At 64.8% G+C, this 20,087-nt stretch carries 21 protein-coding genes; 16 read left to right on the top strand and 5 right to left on the bottom strand.

All coding sequences use genetic code 11. The annotated features are described in order from the left end of the window. Nucleotides 1-7 precede the first annotated feature (7 nt). The 10 genes from ACRYLT_RS02200 to ACRYLT_RS02155 all read left to right on the top strand — a co-directional run bounded on the left by ACRYLT_RS02200 (nt 8) and on the right by ACRYLT_RS02155 (nt 11,631). Complete coding sequence (locus tag ACRYLT_RS02200) at nt 8-898, top strand: D-alanine--D-alanine ligase (protein ID WP_482665376.1); 891 nt, start codon at nt 8-10, stop codon at nt 896-898. Then, nucleotides 895-1,830, top strand: a complete 936-nt coding sequence (locus ACRYLT_RS02195; RefSeq protein WP_482662476.1) for a cell division protein FtsQ/DivIB — start codon at nt 895-897, stop codon at nt 1,828-1,830. The genes ACRYLT_RS02200 and ACRYLT_RS02195 overlap by 4 nt, the downstream gene beginning before the upstream one ends. 13 nt (nt 1,831-1,843) lie before the next feature. After that, on the top strand, nt 1,844-3,109 hold the full coding sequence (gene ftsA / locus ACRYLT_RS02190; RefSeq protein ID WP_482662475.1) for a cell division protein FtsA: 1,266 nt from the start codon (nt 1,844-1,846) through the stop codon (nt 3,107-3,109). 110 nt (nt 3,110-3,219) lie between these two features. Beyond that, nucleotides 3,220-4,704, top strand: coding sequence for a cell division protein FtsZ (ftsZ, locus tag ACRYLT_RS02185; RefSeq protein ID WP_482662474.1), 1,485 nt, complete (start codon nt 3,220-3,222; stop codon nt 4,702-4,704). 118 nt (nt 4,705-4,822) lie between these two features. Continuing rightward, nucleotides 4,823-6,652, top strand: a complete 1,830-nt coding sequence (locus ACRYLT_RS02180; RefSeq protein WP_482662473.1) for an SPOR domain-containing protein — start codon at nt 4,823-4,825, stop codon at nt 6,650-6,652. Further along, entirely contained in the window at nt 6,649-7,803 is a 1,155-nt protein-coding gene (locus ACRYLT_RS02175; RefSeq protein ID WP_482662472.1) for a deoxyguanosinetriphosphate triphosphohydrolase, read from the top strand. The genes ACRYLT_RS02180 and ACRYLT_RS02175 overlap by 4 nt, the downstream gene beginning before the upstream one ends. Before the next feature lie 75 nt (nt 7,804-7,878). Then, nucleotides 7,879-9,612 (top strand): arginine--tRNA ligase, encoded by a 1,734-nt coding sequence (argS, locus tag ACRYLT_RS02170; RefSeq protein ID WP_482662471.1) that lies wholly within the window; start codon nt 7,879-7,881, stop codon nt 9,610-9,612. Next, nucleotides 9,612-10,292 (top strand): SPOR domain-containing protein, encoded by a 681-nt coding sequence (locus ACRYLT_RS02165; protein WP_482662470.1) that lies wholly within the window; start codon nt 9,612-9,614, stop codon nt 10,290-10,292. The genes argS and ACRYLT_RS02165 overlap by 1 nt, the downstream gene beginning before the upstream one ends. A gap of 103 nt (nt 10,293-10,395) precedes the next feature. Beyond that, on the top strand, nt 10,396-11,403 hold the full coding sequence (nagZ, locus tag ACRYLT_RS02160; protein ID WP_482662469.1) for a beta-N-acetylhexosaminidase: 1,008 nt from the start codon (nt 10,396-10,398) through the stop codon (nt 11,401-11,403). 72 nt (nt 11,404-11,475) lie between these two features. After that, nucleotides 11,476-11,631, top strand: coding sequence for a hypothetical protein (locus tag ACRYLT_RS02155; protein WP_482662468.1), 156 nt, complete (start codon nt 11,476-11,478; stop codon nt 11,629-11,631). Here the strand turns inward: ACRYLT_RS02155 and ACRYLT_RS02150 are convergent. The 3 genes from ACRYLT_RS02150 to ACRYLT_RS02140 all read right to left on the bottom strand — a co-directional run bounded on the left by ACRYLT_RS02150 (nt 11,628) and on the right by ACRYLT_RS02140 (nt 14,822). After that, on the bottom strand, nt 11,628-12,692 hold the full coding sequence (locus tag ACRYLT_RS02150) for a glycosyltransferase family 4 protein (RefSeq protein WP_482662467.1): 1,065 nt from the start codon (nt 12,690-12,692) through the stop codon (nt 11,628-11,630). The genes ACRYLT_RS02155 and ACRYLT_RS02150 overlap by 4 nt on opposite strands. Beyond that, complete coding sequence (locus tag ACRYLT_RS02145; protein WP_482662466.1) at nt 12,692-13,585, bottom strand: UDP-2,3-diacylglucosamine diphosphatase; 894 nt, start codon at nt 13,583-13,585, stop codon at nt 12,692-12,694. Before ACRYLT_RS02145 ends, ACRYLT_RS02150 begins: the two co-directional genes overlap by 1 nt. 70 nt (nt 13,586-13,655) lie before the next feature. Further along, nucleotides 13,656-14,822 carry an MFS transporter gene (locus ACRYLT_RS02140; RefSeq protein ID WP_482662465.1) on the bottom strand — a complete coding sequence of 389 codons (1,167 nt, stop codon included), beginning with the start codon at nt 14,820-14,822 and terminating at the stop codon, nt 13,656-13,658. Nucleotides 14,823-14,913: 91 nt separating this feature from the next. Here ACRYLT_RS02140 and ACRYLT_RS02135 point away from each other — a divergent pair, with 91 nt between their 5' ends. Genes ACRYLT_RS02135 through tatC form a run of 5 tightly spaced genes read left to right on the top strand, consistent with a single transcriptional unit; the run spans nt 14,914 to nt 17,774 of the window. Next, the gene (locus tag ACRYLT_RS02135; protein ID WP_482662464.1) at nt 14,914-15,678 is read left to right on the top strand and encodes a segregation and condensation protein A; all 765 of its coding nucleotides are present in this window, start codon (nt 14,914-14,916) and stop codon (nt 15,676-15,678) included. Then, nucleotides 15,675-16,277 carry an SMC-Scp complex subunit ScpB gene (gene scpB, locus ACRYLT_RS02130; protein WP_482662463.1) on the top strand — a complete coding sequence of 201 codons (603 nt, stop codon included), beginning with the start codon at nt 15,675-15,677 and terminating at the stop codon, nt 16,275-16,277. Before ACRYLT_RS02135 ends, scpB begins: the two co-directional genes overlap by 4 nt. A 26-nt stretch (nt 16,278-16,303) precedes the next feature. Further along, nucleotides 16,304-16,567, top strand: coding sequence for a twin-arginine translocase TatA/TatE family subunit (locus ACRYLT_RS02125; protein ID WP_482662462.1), 264 nt, complete (start codon nt 16,304-16,306; stop codon nt 16,565-16,567). Between the two features lie 23 nt (nt 16,568-16,590). Then, entirely contained in the window at nt 16,591-16,986 is a 396-nt protein-coding gene (gene tatB, locus ACRYLT_RS02120; RefSeq protein ID WP_482662461.1) for a Sec-independent protein translocase protein TatB, read from the top strand. Further along, nucleotides 16,983-17,774: a twin-arginine translocase subunit TatC gene (tatC, locus tag ACRYLT_RS02115; protein ID WP_482662460.1), complete on the top strand. Its 792-nt coding sequence runs from the start codon at nt 16,983-16,985 to the stop codon at nt 17,772-17,774. The genes tatB and tatC overlap by 4 nt, the downstream gene beginning before the upstream one ends. Before the next feature lie 59 nt (nt 17,775-17,833). Here tatC and ACRYLT_RS02110 read toward each other — a convergent pair whose 3' ends face one another. Continuing rightward, a complete protein-coding gene (locus ACRYLT_RS02110) occupies nt 17,834-17,965 on the bottom strand; it encodes an entericidin A/B family lipoprotein (RefSeq protein WP_482662459.1) in 132 nt (43 codons plus the stop codon). A 361-nt stretch (nt 17,966-18,326) separates the two neighbouring features. Here ACRYLT_RS02110 and ACRYLT_RS02105 point away from each other — a divergent pair, with 361 nt between their 5' ends. After that, nucleotides 18,327-18,515 (top strand): hypothetical protein, encoded by a 189-nt coding sequence (locus tag ACRYLT_RS02105; RefSeq protein ID WP_482662458.1) that lies wholly within the window; start codon nt 18,327-18,329, stop codon nt 18,513-18,515. On the opposite strand, the gene ACRYLT_RS02100 is transcribed toward ACRYLT_RS02105, so the two are convergent. Next, complete coding sequence (locus ACRYLT_RS02100) at nt 18,512-20,080, bottom strand: sensor histidine kinase (RefSeq protein ID WP_482662457.1); 1,569 nt, start codon at nt 20,078-20,080, stop codon at nt 18,512-18,514. The two genes, ACRYLT_RS02105 and ACRYLT_RS02100, sit on opposite strands and share 4 nt — an antisense overlap. Between the last annotated feature and the right edge of the window lie 7 nt (nt 20,081-20,087).

Genomic DNA, 20,087 nt, shown 5'->3' with positions numbered 1-20,087 from the left:
CGTGTTGATGGGAGGCTGGTCGGCCGAACGCCAGGTTTCGTTGACCAGCGGCAACGGCGTCGCCGAGGCACTGGAGAGCCGAGGACATAAAGTCACCCGGATCGACATGGGCCGCGACATCGCCCAGCGGCTGGTCGAGGCCGATCCGGACATCGTCTTCAACGCCTTGCACGGGACCCCTGGCGAGGATGGCACCGTCCAGGGAATGTTGGACCTGATGGGTATCAGATATACCCACAGCGGAGTCGAGACTTCGGTCATCGCGATCGACAAGGAGCTGACCAAGATGGTCCTCGTTCCCCACGGCATCCGGATGCCCCAGGGGAAGGTGGTTTCGACGGAAAGTCTCTACCTCGAGGATCCGCTGCCGCGGCCTTATGTGCTCAAGCCCGTGAACGAGGGCTCGTCGGTGGGGGTCGCAATCGTCCGTTCCGGCGGCAATTACGGCGACCCGATCTCGCGGGACGCGCGGGGGCCATGGCAGGAGTTCGACCGGCTGCTGGCCGAGCCGTTCATCCCCGGTCGGGAGCTTACCGTGGCGGTGCTCGGCGACGAAGCGCTCGAAGTGACGGAATTGAGGCCCAAGTCCGGCTTCTACGACTATGACGCAAAATATACCGACGGGCTGACCGAGCATGTCTGCCCGGCCGTCATCCCCGCCGACGTTCGTGAGGCGGCGCTCGGCGTCGCCCAGAAGGCCCATCGGATCCTGGGTTGCCGGGGGGCGTCGCGGTCGGACTTCCGCTGGGACGAGGCGAAGGGAGTCGACGGCCTCTACCTGCTCGAGGTGAACACTCAGCCGGGAATGACTCCGCTCAGCCTGGTGCCGGAGCAGGCGCGGGCTCGCGGCATCGGCTATGCAGAGCTCGTCGAGCGAATCGTCGAGGCGGCCCTATGACCGCTCGGATCGCCAGGGGTGGGCCTACGCGGGGGCGACAGAAGCCGCGGGCTTCCGGCCGCTCGGTCAATACTCGCAAGTCCAAGGGCAGCGGTCTTGGCGCTTCGCTCGGGCTGCCCGCCGGCGCGGCGCGTCGGTTCGGCGGCTGGACGCTTGCGCTGATCCTCGCCATTCTCGCGGTCATTGCCGCACTGGCGTTCCGGGTACCGCAGCTGGCCGGATCCGCCCTTGCCGAGGGGGTCGGCAATGCCGGCTTCGCGATGAAGCGGGTTGAGATCAACGGCGCTCAGCGCGTTTCTCGCCTCGCCATCTACAATATCGCGTTCGACCAGCCCTCGATGGCGATGCCGCTCGTCGATCTGGACGGAACCCGCGCCCGGTTGCTCGAGTTCGGATGGATCAAGGAGGCCCGCGTTTCACGCCGGCTTCCGGATACCCTCGTGATCGACGTCGTCGAACGCCAGCCCGCAGCAATCTGGCAACACAATCAACGGCTCAGCCTGATCGACGCCGATGGGGTCGTCCTGGAGCCGGTGAGGATCGATGCGATGCCGGATCTCCCGCTCGTCATCGGCCCCGCGGCCAATCGCCATCTCGGGACATTGAATGCCCTGCTCGACGCCGCCCCTCGGCTCCGGCCTCAGCTCGCCGGCGCCACCTGGGTGGGGGACCGCCGCTGGGATCTTCGATTCCAGAGCGGCGAACTGCTGAGCCTTCCCGAAGGCGAAGAATCCGCGCGGCGCTCGATCCAGCGCTTTCAGCTGATGGACCAGCAATCGCCGTTGCTCGGCCAAGGCTATGCTCGGATCGACATGCGCATCCCGGGGCGGATGATCGTCCGGCTGACCCGCCAGCCCGGTCGAAGCGTTCCCGAACTCGCGCCGCCGCCGCCCGCCCCCGCTCCGGGCGAAGACCTGTCGAGGACGATATGAGGCCGAAGCCCTGATGCGCCGGACGCCTCCGCCTCCTGTCCGCAATCTCGTCGCCGCCCTCGACGTCGGCTCATCGAAGGTATCGGCGATGATCGCCGAGCCGGAGGGCGATGGTCGCCTTCGAATCCTCGGATCGGGGCAGCGCGAAAGCCGGGGCGTGAAGCGCGGATTCATCGCGGACATGGAGAGAAGCGAGATCGCCATTCGCGAGGCGGTGGAGCAGGCGGAGCGGATCGCCGGGACCAATATCGACCAGGTGTTTGTTGGCTATTCGGCAGGCGGGTTGCTCAGCAACGTCGCCAGTGTCGAGGTTTCGACCGGCGGCAAGCGAATCTCCGGCAGCGACATCGATCAGCTGCTCGAGGCGGGCCGGCAGTCGATCGAACCGGGCGGGCGGATGATCCTTCACGCCATGCCGGCGCTCTACACGATCGATGGAGTGAACGGAGTCAAGAACCCGCGCGGTCTCCACGCCGACAAGCTGGCTGTCGACATCCATGTCGTCGCCGCGGATCCGGCTCCAGTGAAGAATTTGGACCTTTGCGTCCGATCCGCCCATTTGGGCGTTGAAGCCATTGTCGCTTCTCCGGTTGCTGCCGGAAAGGCCTGTTTGAGTGACGAGGAACGCGAGTTGGGCGTTGCGTTGGTCGAATTGGGTGCGGGCGTCACGAACGTCTCCGTCTTTGCCGGTGGAATGCTGGTGGGACTGAAGTCGCTTCCGGTCGGCGGCAGCGACATCACCGACGACATCGCCGCCGCTTTCGGAACCCGGCGGACGGAAGCCGAGCGGATCAAATGCTTCTACGGCTCGGCCATGACCTCGCCCCGCGACAATCACGATATGATCGAACTGGCGCCGATCGCCGGCGGCCAGGAAGGGATCGAAGCCAGCCGGATCGCTCGAGCCCAGCTCGTCGCCGTTATCCGCCAGCGTCTGGAGCAGCTCATCTCCCAGATCGAAGCTGCGCTGAAGCAGCTGGGCTTTTCGGGTCCCTTCGGTCGCCAGGTCGTGCTGACGGGCGGCGGTGCCGAATTGAAGGGCATTGCCGACTATGCGCAAGGCGTGCTTGGCCGAGCCGTCCGCATCGGGCGACCGACCATGCCGGGCCTTCCGGAAGCGCATAGCGGCCCCGCTTTTTCAACACTCGCCGGATTGGCGCAGTTCGCAGCCTCGGACGAGCTCGATCTGCGCGTCGGATTCGCCACGCCGGAAGCCGCGGAAAGACCGGCCGGTAACATCGTTCAGCGCCTGATAGCGGCTTTCAGGACTCAGTACTGAGGAAATGTTGTGGATCGCGTTAACTTTTTACTCGCACCGAAGAATCGCATCGTGCAAAAGGGCTTAGCGGGAACGCGTTCCACGGCGCTTGGGCACAGGGGAGACAAGGCATGAGCATCGATTTCATCCGTCCGGAAGTGGAAGAACTGCGCCCGCGCATCAGCGTCATCGGAGTTGGTGGTGCCGGTGGAAACGCCATCGCCAACATGATCCAGTCGGACGTCCAGGGAGTCGACTTCATCGTCGCGAACACGGACGCCCAGGCGCTCAACCACAGCCTTGCGGACCGCAAGATCCAGTTGGGCTTGAAGATCACCCAGGGACTAGGTGCCGGTTCCCGTCCCGAGATCGGCAAGGCTGCCGCCGAGGAAGCCATTGACGAGATCGAGCAGGCGATCGAGGGTGCTCATATGTGCTTCATCGCCGCGGGCATGGGCGGCGGCACCGGCACTGGTGCAGCGCCGGTAATCGCCAAGGCCGCTCGCGACCGCGGGATCCTCACCGTCGGGGTCGTGACGAAGCCCTTCAGCTTCGAAGGGGCAAGACGGGCGCGCTCGGCGGAATCCGGAATCGCCGAGCTTCAGCAGCATGTCGACACGCTGATCGTTATTCCGAACCAGAATCTCTTCCGCATCGCCAATCCGAACACGACCTTCAAGGAAGCGTTCATGATGGCGGACGAGGTCCTTCAACAAGGCGTTCGCGGGATTACCGACCTCATGGTGATGCCAGGTCTCATCAACCTTGACTTCGCGGACGTCCGCTCGGTCATGAGCGAGATGGGCAAGGCGATGATGGGCACTGGCGAAGCTTCGGGCGACAATCGCGCGATCGAGGCAGCCGAGCAGGCGATCGCCAATCCGTTGCTCGACGGCGTTTCCATGCGCGGGGCCAAGGGCGTGATCATTTCGATCACCGGCGGTGAGGACATGCGCCTGATGGAGGTCGACGAGGCCGCCAATCACATCAAGGAACTGGTCGACCCCGACGCGAACATCATCTGGGGATCGGCTTTCAACAACGATCTGGATGGGAAGATCCGCGTTTCCGTCGTGGCCACAGGCATTGATGTCGAGGAAGCGACTCAGGCGCCGCCGCTGCAGGCGAAGGTCTTCGCCTTTCCGGGGGCTCGCAACAGCGAAGGGTCGAGGGCCGAGGTTGCGCCTCCCGAGGCGCCCAGGGCTGCGCCGATCACCCTCACGCCGCCGGAGTCGGTGGCAGGAACCGCTGAGGAACCGCTCAACCTGATCGATGAGCCGACCCAGGCACCCGCGGAACTCGCGCTCGACCAGCCTGAAGATGACGAATCCGGTGACGAATTGTTGCTTGATACGCCGGACGAACCGGAGCAGGCGCAGACGGTCGAAACGCCGCCGACCGGGCGTCGCACCTGGCTCACTCAGGACGAAACTCCCGTCGAACCGGCGCCCAGGCCGGCCCGCGAGGCAGGGGGCACGCTGTTCGAGCGGATGTCCAACATCGCTCGCGGGGCAGCCAAGGCGCAGGTCGACGAGGAAGAAGGGCCGCGGTTGCGCGCCGGCGGGCGCGATCCGTTGGATATCCCCCGTTTCCTGAACCGTCAGGGCAACCAGTAAGGCGATTCTCGCCGTCCAGGCGGGGAGAACTCCCGTTCGTCGCCGCCGCTGACCGGCTGACCGCAGCAGGCCCAGCGGAGTCATTGCTCATACAGGTAAGCGCCTGTCTATCGGAGGCATGACTTCATCGACGATGCGGGGGAGCCGCCGCGGCTTGTGGCTGCTGGCGCCGGGAGCGATCGTTGGCGCAATCGTCGCGCCTGCGTCCGTCAGCGCGCAAGTTCCTCCCGGGGCTGTCGTTCAGCCGCTCGGGACTGACAGCGGGGCCGAGCTCCGGCGCCACCTTCACGCCCTCGCGGAGAATCCACGCAGCCTTTCCGCCTTGATCGGCGCCGGCCGCGCTGCGCTCGACGCCGGTGATTACCAGGCTGCGCTGTCCTTCTTTGGGCGCGCGGACGAAGTCTCGCCGAGCGAGGCGCGAGTGAAGGCCGGCATGGCCACCGCGCTCGTTCACCTCGAGCAGCCGGAAGCCGCTCTGCGGCTGTTTGAGGACGCACGGACCCTCGGGGCCCCCGAGGTGGAGATTGCCGGCGACCGGGGCCTCGCGTTCGACATGATCGGCGATCCTCGCCGTGCCCAGCAGGATTATACCCTCGCCCTGCGCAACCGCGAGGATCCGCAGATCCGGCGGCGTCTGGCCTTGTCGCTGGCCATCAGCGGTCAGCGCGCCCCTGCGACCCGGCTGATCGACGATCAGCTGCGCCGGAACGATCGCGCTGCCTGGCGCACGCAAGTGTTCGTCCTGGCTTTGACCGGCGACGCTGCCGGAGCCAATCGAGCCGCGCAGTCCGTCATGCCTCCAGCCATTGCCCAGGCGATGGCGCCTTTTCTCGCGCGCCTCCCAAGTCTCAGCCCGGGCCAGAAGGCGATGGCAGTGCATTTCGGTCATTTTCCCAGCGACGGCCGAGCGTTGGCGAGCAGCGCCGATACCCGCCCCTATCCCGGCGCCCTCGCTTTGGCCGGCGTTGCGCCCGAGGCGGCAGCGGGGGCTCGGTCTCAGCGCCCGGCAGCCGAGCAAGGCGGGCGAGCGTCTCGACGCAGACCAGGAAGCCAGGAGACCGCCGAGCGAGTGGGCCCCGGCTCGCGCTCACGCTCACCGGTCCGCCGCGAGCAGAGGTCAACGGGCCCGCAGCAGCGGCCCCCGGTTCAGATCGCCGCCGCGGAGCCACGCCGAACCGCCCCAACTGCGGCGCCTCAGTCTCAGCCGCAGCCCCAGCCATCGACGCCCGCGCGTTTCCAGGCGCCGGCCAACCTCGCAAATCCTCCCGCGCCAGCCATCGGGGGCTCGCAGTCCCGTTCGGTTTCGCGGCCGGAACCCTCCCGGATCAGATCGACCGAAGTCCCGGCCTCACAGCAGCCGGCCCAACCGACGGTTCAGCGACCCGTCCAGACTCCGGCCGACGCGAGCAGTCCGGGCTTTTCCGTGGTTCAGCAGCAGCCGGATTCCGTTTCGCCCGCGGTTGCTCCAGTTGCCGAGGCTGCAGCGGCTGGGCCTAGCTCACTCGCCGAGATTGCCTCGCTCGTCAGGTCGCTCCCCCAGGAGCCGGAGTCGGTTCGATCGGCTGAACCGGCCCGCAACTCGGCTCCCGCACCGGTTCAGGCGCGAACCGTTCGCGAGGCCGCAAGGACAACTCCCAGTCGATCCCGATCACGTGCCGCTGCTCCGGCCCATCCGAGCCGTCACTGGGTTCAGATTGCTGGCGGCGCAGACCGCAATGCCCTGCCCAGAGAGTTCGAACGGCTGCGTGCGTTGGCGCCTCAGCAGCTTCGCGGGCGCTCAGCCTATACGACTCCGTTGCGGGCGACCAATCGGCTGCTGGTCGGCCCCTTCGCCACGACAGCGGAGGCACAGGCGTTCGTCAACGCGCTTGCCCAGAAGAATGTGGCGGCATTTGCCTGGACAAGCCCGGCTGGCCAGGAGATAGAGCGGCTGCAGACCGGCCGATGAACCTTTCCCCTTTCGCGTCCCATCCCAGACATTCTCGCGGACGTCAGCATGGGGAGGAGGATCGTGGCACCCGCGGTCCGCGCGACGCCTTTCAGCGCGATCGAGACCGGATCATCCACTCCATCCCATTCCGTCGGCTGCGTCACAAGACGCAGGTCTTCGTCGCTCCGGACGGCGATCACTTCCGGGTTCGTCTGACTCACAGCATCGAAGTCGCCCAGATCGGTCGCACCATGGCGCGAGCGCTCGGGCTGAACGAAGATCTGACCGAAGCGCTTTGCCTCGGTCACGATCTCGGCCACCCGCCCTTCGGTCACGCCGGGGAGGAAGCGCTCGAATCGGCGATGGCCGAAGCGGGCGGCTTCGACCATAATGCCCATACAATCCGTCTGCTGACGCGGCTGGAAAGCCCTTATCCTCGCTTCGAGGGCTTGAATCTGACCTGGGAAACGTTGGAAGGCCTGGCCAAGCATAACGGTCCGGTCGAGCAAGCGCCTTGGGCGCTCGCGGCGGCCGATTCGAAATTCCCGCTCGAACTCGAAACCTGGCCGAGTCTTGAGGCGCAGGTTGCAGCGATTGCTGACGACATCGCCTACGACAATCACGATATCGACGACGGCTTGCGCGCCGGGCTCTTCACCCTCGACGAATTGCTCGATGTCCCCTTGGTCGGACAATGCTGGAAGAATGTCCGGGAGCGTTATCCCGACGTTCCAAACCAGCGGCTGGTCCCCGAACTGATCCGCGAGCAGATCGGTGCCATGGTCAACGATGTCCTTGCCGAGACTCGGCGGCGCACCCAGGGGATCGCGAGCGTGGATGAGGTGCGTCGGGCCGGGGGCCCGCTGGCCGGCTTCTCGGAAGAAATGCAACCGCAGGAGCGGCAACTGAAGGCGTTCCTCTACGCCCGGATGTACGATGCGCCGCCCGTGAGGGCTGTGAAGGAGGAGGCGCGCCGTCTCGTCGCTCAACTCTTCGCGGCGTACCGGGCGGAACCGGCCCTTCTGCCGCCGGAATGGCGGCCGTCATCGTCGGAGCCCGGGGTCGTGATTCGAACGATTGGCGACTTCATGGCCGGGATGACCGATCGCTACGCGATCAATCGCCATGCTGAACTGCTGGGCCCCGTCAACTTGCCCGAAGGATTCTGACGCTCCGGCCTAGGCCGCTTCAAATCGCTTCGGCCATCCGCTAGAGCCGCCCGTCCCTTCAGACGGAAACTGGCAGTGACGCTCTACGCACGTTTCGCCGCGCATATCGACGCGGCGCTCGACAGTCTCGAAGCAGAAGGGGCGCTGGCGCCCGGACTGGACCGTTCGGCCGTTGCCGTCGAACCGCCGCGCGATCCCGCCCATGGCGACCTTGCGACCAATTCGGCCATGGTCCTCGCCAAGCGCGCCGGCACCAACCCGCGGGCGCTGGCGGAGCTGATCGTTCCGAAGCTTCGGGCCCTTGAGGAGGTTGAGGCGGCCGACCTGGCGGGGCCCGGCTTCATCAACATTCGTCTCGTCCGGGCGGTTTGGGAGGAGGAGCTGCGTGCGATCCTGTCCGGAGGCGAGGATTATGGCCGATCCCGGATGGGCCGGGATCAGCGGGTCAACGTCGAATATGTCTCCGCGAATCCGACGGGCCCGATGCACATGGGGCATTGCCGCGGCGCCGTGGTGGGCGATGCACTTGCAAGCCTTCTCGAATATTCCGGGCACAAGGTCGTGCGCGAATATTATGTGAACGATGCCGGCGGACAGGTGGACGTGCTCGCCCGCTCGGCTCACCTTCGTTACCGCGAAGCGCTGGGCGAGGATATTGGCGAAATCCCCGAGGGCTTTTATCCGGGTGATTATCTCAAGCCGGTGGGAGAGAGGCTGGCCGCTGAACATGGTGACCGCTTCGTCGGAGCGCCGGAAAGCGACTGGCTGGTGCCCTTCCGGAAGACCGCGGTGGCGATGATGATGGATCAGATCCGGTCGGATCTGGCGATGCTCGGGATCCACCACGACATATTCGCATCCGAAGCCGAGATTCATGAAAAGGGGCTTGCGGATCAGGCCCTGGAAACGCTCAGGGCGCGGGGTCTCGTCTATGAAGGCGTGCTCGAGCGGCCGAAGAGCCTTGATCCGCACGACGAATGGGAGCCGGTCGAACTCACTCTGTTCAGGGCAACGGAGTTCGGGGACGACCAGGATCGACCGATCAGAAAGTCCGATGGCAGCTGGACCTATTTTGGCGGCGATCTGGCCTATCACTTCCAGAAGGCGCAGAAGGCCGATCAGCTGATCGACATCTGGGGCGCGGACCATGCTGGAACCGTCAAACGCATCAAGGCCGCGGTCGCGGCACTGACGGAAGGCAAGGTACCGTTCGACGTCAAACTGGTTCAGATGGTTCGACTGCTGCGCGCCGGAGAGCCGGTGAAGATGTCGAAGCGAGCGGGCAACTTCGTCACCCTGGCCGAGGTGGTGAACGAGGTCGGCAAGGACGTGGTTCGATTCACCATGCTCACCCGCAAGGCCGATGCGCAGATGGACTTCGACTTCGCCAAGGTGGTGGAAGCGTCCAAGGACAATCCGGTCTTCTACGTCCAGTATGCGCACGCCCGGATCTGTTCCCTGCATCGGCGGACGAGCGAATCTGGGCTCGAACTGCCCGCAAAGGCCGATCTTTCGCTGCTCGACGACGACGAACTGGCGCTGGTGAAGCTCGCTGCGCAATTTCCGCGGATCGTTGAAGGAGCGGCTACGGCGCATGAGCCACATCGGATCGCCTTCTATCTGAATGATCTTGCTGCCGCCTTCCACGCGCAGTGGAACAAGGGGAATGACGACCCTGAAAAGCGTTTCCTCCTGGTACAGAGTCCCGATTTGACACGCGCGCGTCTGGAACTTGCCGATGCGATAGGGCAGATAATCCGGAACGGTCTCAGCCTGATGGGCGTGAAGGCCGTCGAGGAGATGCTTTGATGGGCGATTCCCGCACTTTCGACGAGCCGCAGGACGTGGACCGCCTTCCCTGGCTCGAAGCCGTCGAAGAGGAAGACGACCGCGCCGGGCCTTCGGCAGCCAAGCTGATTGCGGCCGTGGTCATCGGTCTGCTCGCGATCGCCGTGATCGTCGGCGGACTCTTCTGGCTTGGCAACCGGTCGCGCGACGGCGGCGGCGAGGGTGAGGTGATCGCCGCTCCCGAAGGCGACTACAAGGTCAAGCCCAGCGACCCTGGCGGCATGAACGTGGCTGGGGAAGGGGATACCGCCTTTGCGGCCAGCGAGGGCGCCGAACCCAAAGGCAATCTGAACGTCAATGGAGTGCCGGAGGCGCCGGTCCGTACGCAACCGGCGCCGTCGGCTCAGACTCCGTCGCAGACCCGGCCCAAGGCTCAGCCCTCCCGGGCCGAACCTCGTCCCGCGCCCGCCGCATCGGGGACAACGATTCAGCTTGGCGCTTTTTCCAGCCAGGCCAGCGCCACCCGTGCCTGGCGCGCGCTCTCGGGCCGGTTCCGTTATCTGGCGCCGCTGAACCATTCGATCATCCCGGTCGAGACCGGCGGCCGCACGCTCTATCGCTTGCGGGCCAACGGTCCGGATGCAGCGGGCATCTGCCGGCGTCTGCAGGTTGCCGGCGAGGATTGCACCATCGTCAGCTGAAACACTTGCGAATCCGAGCAATGCGTTCGGTCGGCGGCGGTTCCCTGTCGATCCGCGATCGCCAGCCTGTGTCGGATTCGACTGAATTGGCTATGGCGCGAGAATGATTCCCGCAATCCTGGGCCTCGCCGGCGAGACCCTCGCTCCGGATGAACGCGCTTTCTTTCGCGAAGCGGATCCGGCCGGCTACATCCTCTTCACTCGCAACTGCCGAAATCGCGAACAGCTGCGTGCATTGACGGAATCGCTCCGCGATCTTTCCGGGCGCGCCGTTCCAATCCTGATCGATCAGGAGGGCGGGCGAGTCGCGCGGCTGGCGCCGCCTGAGTGGCCCGATTTTCCCGCTCCGGCGCGTTTGGCGCAACTCTACGAAAAGGCGCCGATCAGCGCCATCGAAGCGGCTCGCGTCAACGCCGAGGCGATGGCGGCCGTGCTGGCCGGCGTCGGAGTCAACGTGAATTGCTGGCCCTCCCTGGACCTCCGTCAGCCCGGCGCTCACGCGGTGATCGGCGACCGAGCTCTGGGCGATCAGCCGATGCAGGTTGCCGCCTTGGGCCAGGCGATCCTCGAAGGCCTGGAGCGGGGCGGCGTTCTCGGAGTCATCAAGCATGTTCCCGGCCACGGGCGTGCCGCCAGCGACAGCCACGAAGCGCTTCCCGTCGTCGACGCTGCCGAGGACGAGCTTGCGATCGACTTGGCGCCCTTCATCGCCCTGAAGGACGCGCCAATGGCGATGACGGCGCACATTCTCTTCACGGCGTGGGACTCCGAACGAGCCGCCAGCGTTTCGCCGATCATCATCAACGACATCATTCGGCGACGCATCGGATTTGAGGGTCTGCTGATGAGCGATGACATCGCCATGAATGCACTGAGCGGGTCGCCCGCCGATCGCGCCCGGGCCGTGATCGGTGCTGGCTGCGATCTCGCGCTTCACTGCTCGGCAAGACTGGAGGAGTCGATCAGCATTGCCGACGCGCTCCCTGAGATCGGAACCGAGGCGGAGCAGCGACTCGAGAGGGTGGCGGAGCGACTAGCTGTTGCCGCGGGACCTTCTCACAAGCTGAACGACCTGCTTGCAAAGCGCGATACACTCCTCGCGCTCGCCTGAGGAATTGCAGCAGAACCGACACAATCACCGGCTATCATTGCTCCATCGCGTCCTCGAAGATGGAGGAAGACGATGCTACGCGACTTCGCAGGCGGTCTGTTCAGCCTGCTGCTGATGATCGCCAAGATCGGCGCCTGCCTGCTGCTTGCGGCATGGCGTGGTTTCAAGCTGGCCCTGTCGAGGCGGCTTCGACCCATGGCCCGGGATCTTGCGGTACCGGTTCCCTAGAGGACCGCTGAGGCAATCGCATCCGTCGCCGGTTGGGCGGTTTGGACGATCGAACCGGGCTTGAACGGCACCAGGGCGCTCTCGAACTGACGAGCACTGGCTTCCCAACTGAAGCTCTGGCCGTAGGCTTCGCACCGGATCCGGCTCTTCGAAAGCGCCGCACCGATGGCCGTGGCGAGATCCTCGTCCATGGCCCCGACATGATCGTCGAGTATGTCACGTGGGCCTGGGACCGGAAACGCCGCCACTGGAGTACCGCAGGCGAGTGCCTCGATCATCACCAGCCCGAACGTATCGGTTCGGCTAGGAAAGACGAGAACGTCAGCCGAAGCGTAAGCGGAAGCGAGCGTTTCGCCGCGCAGGGCGCCGAGGAACAGCGCTTCGGGATAGCGACGTTCGAGCGCTGCCAGCGCCGGACCGTCCCCGACGACGACCTTGGACCCGTCAAATCCACTCTCGAGAAACGCCTCGACATTCTTCTCGATTGCCACTCGTCCGACATAAAGCTGGATCGGTCGCGGCAGCCCCGCAAATTGGGGATGAAGCGGCTGCTGGGGCCGAAAGCAGGAGAGGTCCACGCCGCGCCCCCACAGGCGCGTCTGTGTCAGACCCTGGGCGCGGAGCTGCTGGGCCACGGTTGGAGTGGAGACCAGGATCGCCCGGGCCGGACGGTGAAACCATCTTATGTAGCGCCAGAACAAGGCCGGGGGCAGTTTCGTGCGCGCGGCGAGATATTCCGGGAACTGAGTGTGGTAGGCGGTGGTGAACTGGAAGCCCTGCCTGGCGCTCCACCGGCGGGCCGCAAGGCCGAGTGGCCCTTCGGTTGCGATGTGAAGAGCGTCGGGGGCGACCGCGGCAATCCGCCGTCCAACGGCCCTCGTGCCAGCAAGAGCGAGGCGGATCTCCGGATAGCTCGGGCAGGGCACCGAGGCGAACTGGTCCGGCGAGATGACCTCCACCTGATGCCCAATCCGTCGCAGTTCGCGTCGCAGGGACTCCAGCGTCCGAACGACCCCGTTGACCTGCGGTGCCCAGGCGTCGGTAACGATGAGGATCCGCATCAGGCGGCGACCTTGAGCGGCTTAGCCGCAGCGAGCTGCCGTTCGGAAACCGAGCGAGCCGCAATTTCCTCTGCCCAGTGAAGGATTTCCATGCGCCCGTCCTGATGCTCCACCAGAGCCGTGCAGCCTTCGACCCAATCGCCGTCATTATAGTAGACGATGTCGCCGAACCGACGCTCTTCGGCCGTGTGAATATGGCCGCACACGACCCCGTCGACCTTGAGCCGCTGAGCTTCATGAGCGACCGTCTCTTCGAAGCGGGAGATGAACTCGACCGCATTCTTCACCTTGTGCTTGGCGTGCTTGGAAAGCGACCAATAAGGCAGGTCCAGTCGGCGGCGAACGATGTTCACCACGACGTTCAGCTTCATCAGCAGTTCGTAAGCGGCATCGCCGAGGAAGGCGAGCCAGCGGTGGGCCAGCATGACGGCGTCGAACTCATCGCCATGCAGGACCAGGAGGCGCCGACCGTCGGCCGTCTTGTGGATCGCCTTGCGCCGAATCTCGACGCCGCCGAAGTTCATGCCCGCAAATTGACGGAACATCTCGTCATGGTTGCCGGGGATGTAGACGACCTTGGTTCCATGCTTCGCCCGCTTCATCACCCGCCGAAGCACGGCATTGTGGCGCTCGGGCCAGTAGAAGCGCTTCTTCATCCGCCAGCCATCGATGATGTCGCCGACGAGATAGAGCGTGTCGCTGTCCACATGATCGAGAAAGTCGAGCAGGAGGACGTCATTGCAGCCGCGAGTCCCAAGATGGATGTCTGAGATCCAGACCGTTCGGTAGCGCCGGCGAGGCGCTCCGGATGGGCCGATCCTCTTGTCGTTCTTTGAAATCAGTTTGCGGATTGGATCGGGGGCTTGCCCCGCCGCCGACAACCCTGAGTGCATCTCCGCCTCCCGCCTTGGCTCCCGGGCGCAGAATCGGCGTTAATTGTTACATTTGGAATCAATCGTGCCACTAATTCTGAAGGCGCGGCATCAGCAAACAGAGCGTGGCACCGATCTGAAGGGCAAAGGCGGCGAGAGCGAGCGGCACCAGCCCCTGCTCGATGAACGGAGCGACGGCGGCGGTTCCAATCGCGGTCGCGCCCATGATGGCGAGGATCACGAGTGCGCTGCCACGGGCGTCGTCGCCCTGGGAGGCGAGCACCGCGCGATAGAATCCGGGGGGTCCACGAAATCCGAGTCCGCTGTTCACCGGAATGAAGAGCAGGGCGATGACGATTGGATCGTGACCTCCGGCCAGCCCGTACGCGAGGTTCGAAGCGGCGCCGGCCAAGGCCAGGAGCGTCCCGAACGTGATCATCTGCTCCGCGCCGAAACGGACCGCCAACCGGCCGGCGAAATTGGCCGCGAGGATGAAAGTCATGATCCCAGCCGCCTGCATCACGATGAAATCCGTCAGTGAGCCGCCCAGGCTCCGAACGAACAGTGCAGGCGCTCCGAAGACGAAGACGAGAAGGCCGCCGAGGACGAACGCTTGGCTGAGGGCGTATCGCAGATAGACCGGATCCGACACCAGGCGGATATATTTGCCCTTCGGCCGGCGGCTGGTCTGCGGGATCAGCGGCAGGAGGAGGTTGATGATCGCTAGAAGGAACGCGACCGCCCCGATCAACTGGAACGACAGCTTCCAGCCGCCGAGCTGGAGAAGCCACAGCCCCGCTATGGGTGCCAGCGCCGGTGCGAGGCTTTCGATGCTGGCCAGAGCGCCAATTGCGCGCACCGCACCGGCCTCGTCGAACATCGCTCGAACGATGCCCGGGGCAAAGACCGCCGGGCCCGAGGCGACAGCGCCCTGAAGCGCGCGCATGGCGATCAGCGATTCGATGGACGGCGCGAATGCGCAAGCAAAGGAGATGAGCCCGGTCAGAAGCAGCGAACCGATGAAGAGATTGCGGGTGGCAAAGCGGTCGCCAAGCGCGCCAAAGGCGAGGAGTCCGATGCTGGTGCCGCCGACATAGGCGGCGAGCACCAGCTGCGCCGCCGCCGGGCCGCCGCCAAGCGTCTCCGGCAGGGACGGGATGGCGGGAAGCACGAGATCGGTCCCCATCAGCCCCAGCACGGTCGCGGTGACGACAAGCCCAAGCGCCAGCTGAGGGCGAGCTACCCCAGTCTCAGTCAAGGCAGATTATCCCCAGATTTCGAGGGCCGCTCTTATCTCCGGCTTCGCCCCCGGGCTAGCGCCCCCCGAAGCTCGGCTTTAGGCTCGAGCCGTGAGCGAATCCGAGGATCAGTTCGATGTCGTCCCAGCCGCCTCCGGCGAGGATCGGCTGACGCTCGACCTCGAGGGATGGGAAGGGCCGCTCGATCTGCTTCTGACGCTTGCGCGAGCTCAGAAAGTCGATCTAACCAAGATCTCCATCCTTGCCCTGGTCGAGCAGTATCTCGCCTTCATCGCCGACGCGAAGCGGCTTCGTCTAGAGATCGCCGCCGACTATCTCGTGATGGCAGCCTGGCTTGCCTATCTCAAATCCTGTCTGCTACTGCCCAAGGACCCGACGGTCGACCCGAGCCCGGACGAGTTGGCGATGCGCCTGCAGCTGCGACTTCAGCGCTTGCAGGCGATGCGCGAGGCCGGGGCTCGGCTCGTCGCCCGCGATCGGATTGGCCGTGACGTATTCTTGAGGGGAGCGCCCGAGGGGCTGAGGGTCGTGCGCCGTGCCGCCTGGACGACCGATCTTTACGACCTCATCGCGGCTTACGGCATCATCCGCGCTCGCAACGAGCCGGCCGTCCATGTCGTTGCCCGTCGCCCGGTGATGACTCTCGACGAAGCGATTCACAGGCTGGAACGGATGGTCGGAGCCAGGCTCGAATGGACTCGGCTCGAAGCTTTCCTTCCCGAAACTCAGGATTCGGAGTTCCGCAAGTCCGCTCTCGCTTCCAGTTTCGTGGCGACGCTGGAACTGGCGCGCCTCGGGAAGGTCCAGATCGATCAGGAAGGCAGTTTCGAACCGCTTTACGTGAGGGCGGCATGAGAGAGCTTCCAGACTCGGTTCGAGCCGTGGAGGCGACGTTGTTCGCGGCCGAGGAGCCGCTGAGCGTCGAGGATATCGCCGCCTATGTCGGCGCCGGAATCGACGTGAAGGCGGCGCTGGCGGAGCTGCAAGATCACTATTCCGGTCGTGGCATCGAGCTGGTCGAACGTGGACGGCGCTGGCACTTCCAGACGGCAGCCGACCTGGCGCATATCCTCCGCCGGGAGAAGGAGGAAAGCCGAAAACTTTCCCGGGCGGCGGTCGAGACCCTGGCGATCATCGCCTATCACGAGCCGGTCAGTCGCGCCGAGATCGAGGCGATCCGCGGCGTTCAAATCAGCAAGGGCACTCTCGACGTACTGATGGAAGCCGGGTGGGTCAGGCCGGCGGGACGCCGTGAAGTCCCGGGCCGGCCGCTAACTTTCGCCACCACTCAGGAATTTCTAACCCATTTCGGGTTAGGGAGTCGGCGCGACCTTCCCGGAATCGACGATCTGAAGGCGGCCGGGCTGCTCGATCCCGTTGATACGGCGCTGGAGCGGCTCGGACTCGAGGCCTCGGAAGAGGTCGAACTGGAAACTGACGGCGAAGACGCCTAGATTCATCCGACGTTAGGAGATTTCAAATGGGTGGTTTCAGCCTCTGGCATTGGCTCGTCGTCGGACTCGTCATCCTTCTGCTGTTCGGCAAAGGCCGTTTTTCCGACATGATGGGGGACGTCGCAAAGGGGATCAAAAGCTTCAAAAAGGGAATGACGGAGGACGAGGAAGCGTCGTCTGCCGCGCCGCGCCGTCTTGACGACGGCCGGACGGTGGATCAGCGTCCTGCGCCTGCGCCTGATGGGGCGCCCGCCGAGCGCGGTTCCGCTTCCGAAGCCGACCGGCACTAGAGCCAGCCCCGAAGGGGCAGCCCATGTTTGGTATCGACTCCGCCGAGCTTCTGATCATTGCTGTGGTGGCCCTGGTGATAATCGGGCCCAAGGACCTGCCGCGCGTCATGCGCACCGTCGGCGGGTTTGTCGCTCGTGCCCGGGGCATGGCGCGCCATTTCCGCTCCGGACTCGACGCAATGATGCGCGAGGCCGAACTCGAGGAAATGGAAAAGAAGTGGAAGGCCGACAACGAGCGGATCATGCGTGAGCATCCCTTGCCGCCGCCGGAGAGCGACTGGGGCAAGCCTGCTGCGGTCGAGCCGGCGGGTGAGTCCGGATCGGCCGGCCCTCGCTCAAAGGCCCCGCCGATCCCGGCATCCGGACCTTCTGCGCCTCCCATTCCTCCGGCTCCGCCTCCTGCGAGCGACCTGTCGTGACGGACGCGAATCGTAGCGTGGACGAGGAAGAGTCCCTCGACGCCACCAAGGCGCCCCTGCTCGATCACCTCGTCGAACTCCGACGGCGGCTGCTGTACAGTTTCGCCGCACTCGCGGTGGCCTTCGGCGTCTGTCTCTATTTCGCCCGGCCGATCTTCGGTTTTCTCGTTCAACCGCTGCTCGAAGCCGGGCAGGACCGGCTGATCTATACGGCCGTTTTCGAGGCCTTCTTCGTGGAGATCAAGGTAGCCTTCTTCGCTTCCCTGATGATCTCCTTCCCGATCCTAGCCAACCAGCTCTGGCAGTTCGTCGCCCCTGGCCTGTATGCGAAGGAGAAGCGAGCCTTCGCGCCGTTTCTCCTGTTGACGCCCTTCCTTTTCCTCGCTGGGGCCGCGATGGCCTATTATGTCGCCATGCCGGTCGCCCTCCACTTCCTGCTCGGCTTCGAAGGCGATGTCGGAGGCGTGCAGCAGGAGGCGCTACCGGGGGTCGGCAATTATCTGTCGTTCGTCACCCGGTTCATCTTCGGCTTCGGCGTGGCGTTCCTTCTGCCGGTGCTGCTCATGCTGCTGGAGCGTGCCGGGCTGGTGACTCGGCTCCAGCTCAAGAGCGGACGTCGCTATGCCATAGTGGTCGCGTTCGTCATCGCTGCCGTGCTGACTCCGCCGGACGTGGTTTCGCAGCTCCTGCTCGCGATCCCGCTGGTGCTGCTCTACGAAGTCTCGCTGGTGGCGATCTGGTTCACCGAGCGGCGGCGAGCGCGACAAGCGAGCGGAACCGACGCTTGAAAAGAAAGGCGCCGCCCCAAGGGCGGCGCCAAGCGATCATCTTTATCCGTTTCCTCGCTTCAGCAATTGTTATCAACGCCGTCGGCGCAGTCGGTCACCGACTCGACGTCGTTGGCGGCTCCACGAACGGTATTGCAGGCGGAAAGCACCAGACCGCTGGCCAGTACGGCGGCGACGAGCAGCTTCTTCATAGTCCGTCTCCTGAACCCTCCGGGCAGCACAGCGCCCCGGAGCTGATGCCGCTAAAAGCGTAGCTGCGGACATAGGTTCCGTGACCGGGCCGAAACGGCTCGGGCAGAAGTCGCAAGGTGTGGCGGAGGGAGTTCGGAAAAAAAGTTGAGCCCGGATGCGCTACCGGGGGGGGGGGGAGGTTAGCGCGTCCGGGCCCATGTTCTGGATAGCGAGAGCGGGGGGGCAAAAGGTCACTATCCGGACTGCTCAACGACGCAGTACGGAGCGGGTTCCAGGGAGATGCAAAAAATTTTGATACAATTTCGTCCGGTCGCAACCTGGGCTTCGGCGACCGGTTGAAGGCGGCAAAGGAGACGTTCAGTGACCAAGCCACCGAAAACGCCGCCCAGTTCCGACATCGATGGAGTTGACGAGGATGCGAAGCGGAACACGGATGCCGCTATCGAATCGGGACAGACAACCGAGGATCTCGCCCGTGCGCGACAAGAAGCGGCGGGGAAACCCGATTATGGCGATGAGTTCGACAGCGCGGATGATCGATCGGGCTAACGCTCCCTGTCGACGACATTCACTTTCACCGAATAGCGACCGCTGGCGGGGTCCCGGTCCAGTGTCGAGCGCAACTGTCTGGCAAGGCCCGTGATGATCCGGTCGAAGCGCTCGGAAAGAACTCCGTCGCTTCCGCCTTCTCCTGCAAGGCTGTCGACTTCGATCGCCAGACGCGCATAGCCCGGCTCCTCCGCCTCGAGCACGATCGAGATTGAGCCGGCTCCCGACAGCATCCCGAACTCCGATATCTCCGTCACCAGGAAGGCGACCGAGACGGCGGTGTCCTGAGTTACGTGGAACGGTTCGATGTCCAGCCGGATCTGCATCCCCGCGGCAATTGTTGGCGCGGTCGCGCGAAGGTTCGCCGCGAGCTCGGAGATGAGTGGCTTCAGAGCCACGCCCTTATTCTCCTCGAGCTCCGCATAATGGTTGCGATGAACGACCGCGAGCGCATCAACGCGCCGCTGGATCGAAGCGTAAGCCGCCGCAACTTCTTCGTTCGAGCTTCCGCGCGAGTGAAGGTTGAGAAGCGAGGCGACGACCTGAAGGTTGTTCTTGACCCGGTGGTGGACCTCTCGGACGAGCCGGGTCTGCCTTTCGACCGCGGCCTCCAGCTCGGCCTCGTGTCGAGCGACCGTCTTGGTCACATTGTCGAACGCGTCGCCGAGCTCGCCAATCTCGCGGGCCGGCGACGCCAGTGAAGGAAGTTCGAGCGGCCGGTCGCCAGGCTGGTAGGAGGAGACGACGCGCTGAATCTTCGCGAGCGGCGTCAGCAGCATCCGATTGACGATCCACCAGCCGATGATCGCCGCAGCGAACCACATGAGCACCGGCAGCAGGATGACGAGCAGGTCGATGGTGCGGATCGGATTGGCACCGAGAACGATCCGGAGCTGCAGTTCGCCGGATTCGATCGGAGCGGCGTCGCTCACGGTCTGGACGAACGGCACGGGGCGGTAGTCTGAACGAAGAAGCATTCGCCCGCTGTCGCCGACCAGCTCGAGATTGAAGTCGGCGCGAGTTCCAGGGATGAAGGTGAGCCGGCTCAGCGCCTCGCGATCGAATTCGACGATTCCTTCGAGCGAGCCATCGTCGCCATAGACCGTCAACCGGAGATATTCGCCATCGGGACTGATCTCGAGGTCAGTCCTCGATTGACCGCCGCGAGCAGCAACTTCGGGAACGAACTGGCGGGTTGCGCAACGGAGTCGGTTGTTGGCGCCGTACAAGGCGTAGCGACCCGGAGCGATCTGAAGCGAAGCGAGCCGGCGAAGAACGGCCTCGCAAAGGCGGTTGTCGCCCGGCGCGGCGCTGATCGCGGCGCTTGCGGCGCGCATTGCGTCGGTGCTTCGTGCCAGCAGCTCGTTCAGGCGCTGAGCCTTGACGTCGAGCCGCGCCAATGTTTCCTCGGCGCGGTTTTCGCTGTTCTCGCGAGCGCTGTAAACCGAAGCAAGAACCGCAACCACACCAAGCGGCAGCAGTGCGAAAGTGAGGATGAACAGCATCTTGGCGCCGGTGGGTAACCGGCTCCACCGGGAGGCGAGCCAGCCTCTGCCGCCCGTCACGATCGCC

The organism is Sphingosinicella sp. SM1-17 (genome assembly GCF_056821765.1).
This window is presented reverse-complemented; position numbering and strand designations above follow the sequence as displayed.

Excerpts from the sequence above, each read along its gene's own strand:
- ACRYLT_RS02200 (WP_482665376.1), top strand. The coding sequence starts at position 8 with ATGGGAGGCTGGTCGGCCGAACGCCAGGTTTCGTTGACCAGCGGCAAC.
- ACRYLT_RS02195 (WP_482662476.1), top strand. The coding sequence starts at position 895 with ATGACCGCTCGGATCGCCAGGGGTGGGCCTACGCGGGGGCGACAGAAG.
- ftsA (WP_482662475.1), top strand. The coding sequence starts at position 1,844 with ATGCGCCGGACGCCTCCGCCTCCTGTCCGCAATCTCGTCGCCGCCCTC.
- ftsZ (WP_482662474.1), top strand. The coding sequence starts at position 3,220 with ATGAGCATCGATTTCATCCGTCCGGAAGTGGAAGAACTGCGCCCGCGC.
- ACRYLT_RS02180 (WP_482662473.1), top strand. The coding sequence starts at position 4,823 with ATGACTTCATCGACGATGCGGGGGAGCCGCCGCGGCTTGTGGCTGCTG.
- ACRYLT_RS02175 (WP_482662472.1), top strand. The coding sequence starts at position 6,649 with ATGAACCTTTCCCCTTTCGCGTCCCATCCCAGACATTCTCGCGGACGT.
- ACRYLT_RS02165 (WP_482662470.1), top strand. The coding sequence starts at position 9,612 with ATGGGCGATTCCCGCACTTTCGACGAGCCGCAGGACGTGGACCGCCTT.
- nagZ (WP_482662469.1), top strand. The coding sequence starts at position 10,396 with ATGATTCCCGCAATCCTGGGCCTCGCCGGCGAGACCCTCGCTCCGGAT.
- ACRYLT_RS02155 (WP_482662468.1), top strand. The coding sequence starts at position 11,476 with ATGCTACGCGACTTCGCAGGCGGTCTGTTCAGCCTGCTGCTGATGATC.
- ACRYLT_RS02150 (WP_482662467.1), bottom strand. The coding sequence starts at position 12,692 with ATGCGGATCCTCATCGTTACCGACGCCTGGGCACCGCAGGTCAACGGG.
- ACRYLT_RS02145 (WP_482662466.1), bottom strand. The coding sequence starts at position 13,585 with ATGCACTCAGGGTTGTCGGCGGCGGGGCAAGCCCCCGATCCAATCCGC.
- scpB (WP_482662463.1), top strand. The coding sequence starts at position 15,675 with ATGAGAGAGCTTCCAGACTCGGTTCGAGCCGTGGAGGCGACGTTGTTC.
- ACRYLT_RS02125 (WP_482662462.1), top strand. The coding sequence starts at position 16,304 with ATGGGTGGTTTCAGCCTCTGGCATTGGCTCGTCGTCGGACTCGTCATC.
- tatB (WP_482662461.1), top strand. The coding sequence starts at position 16,591 with ATGTTTGGTATCGACTCCGCCGAGCTTCTGATCATTGCTGTGGTGGCC.
- ACRYLT_RS02110 (WP_482662459.1), bottom strand. The coding sequence starts at position 17,965 with ATGAAGAAGCTGCTCGTCGCCGCCGTACTGGCCAGCGGTCTGGTGCTT.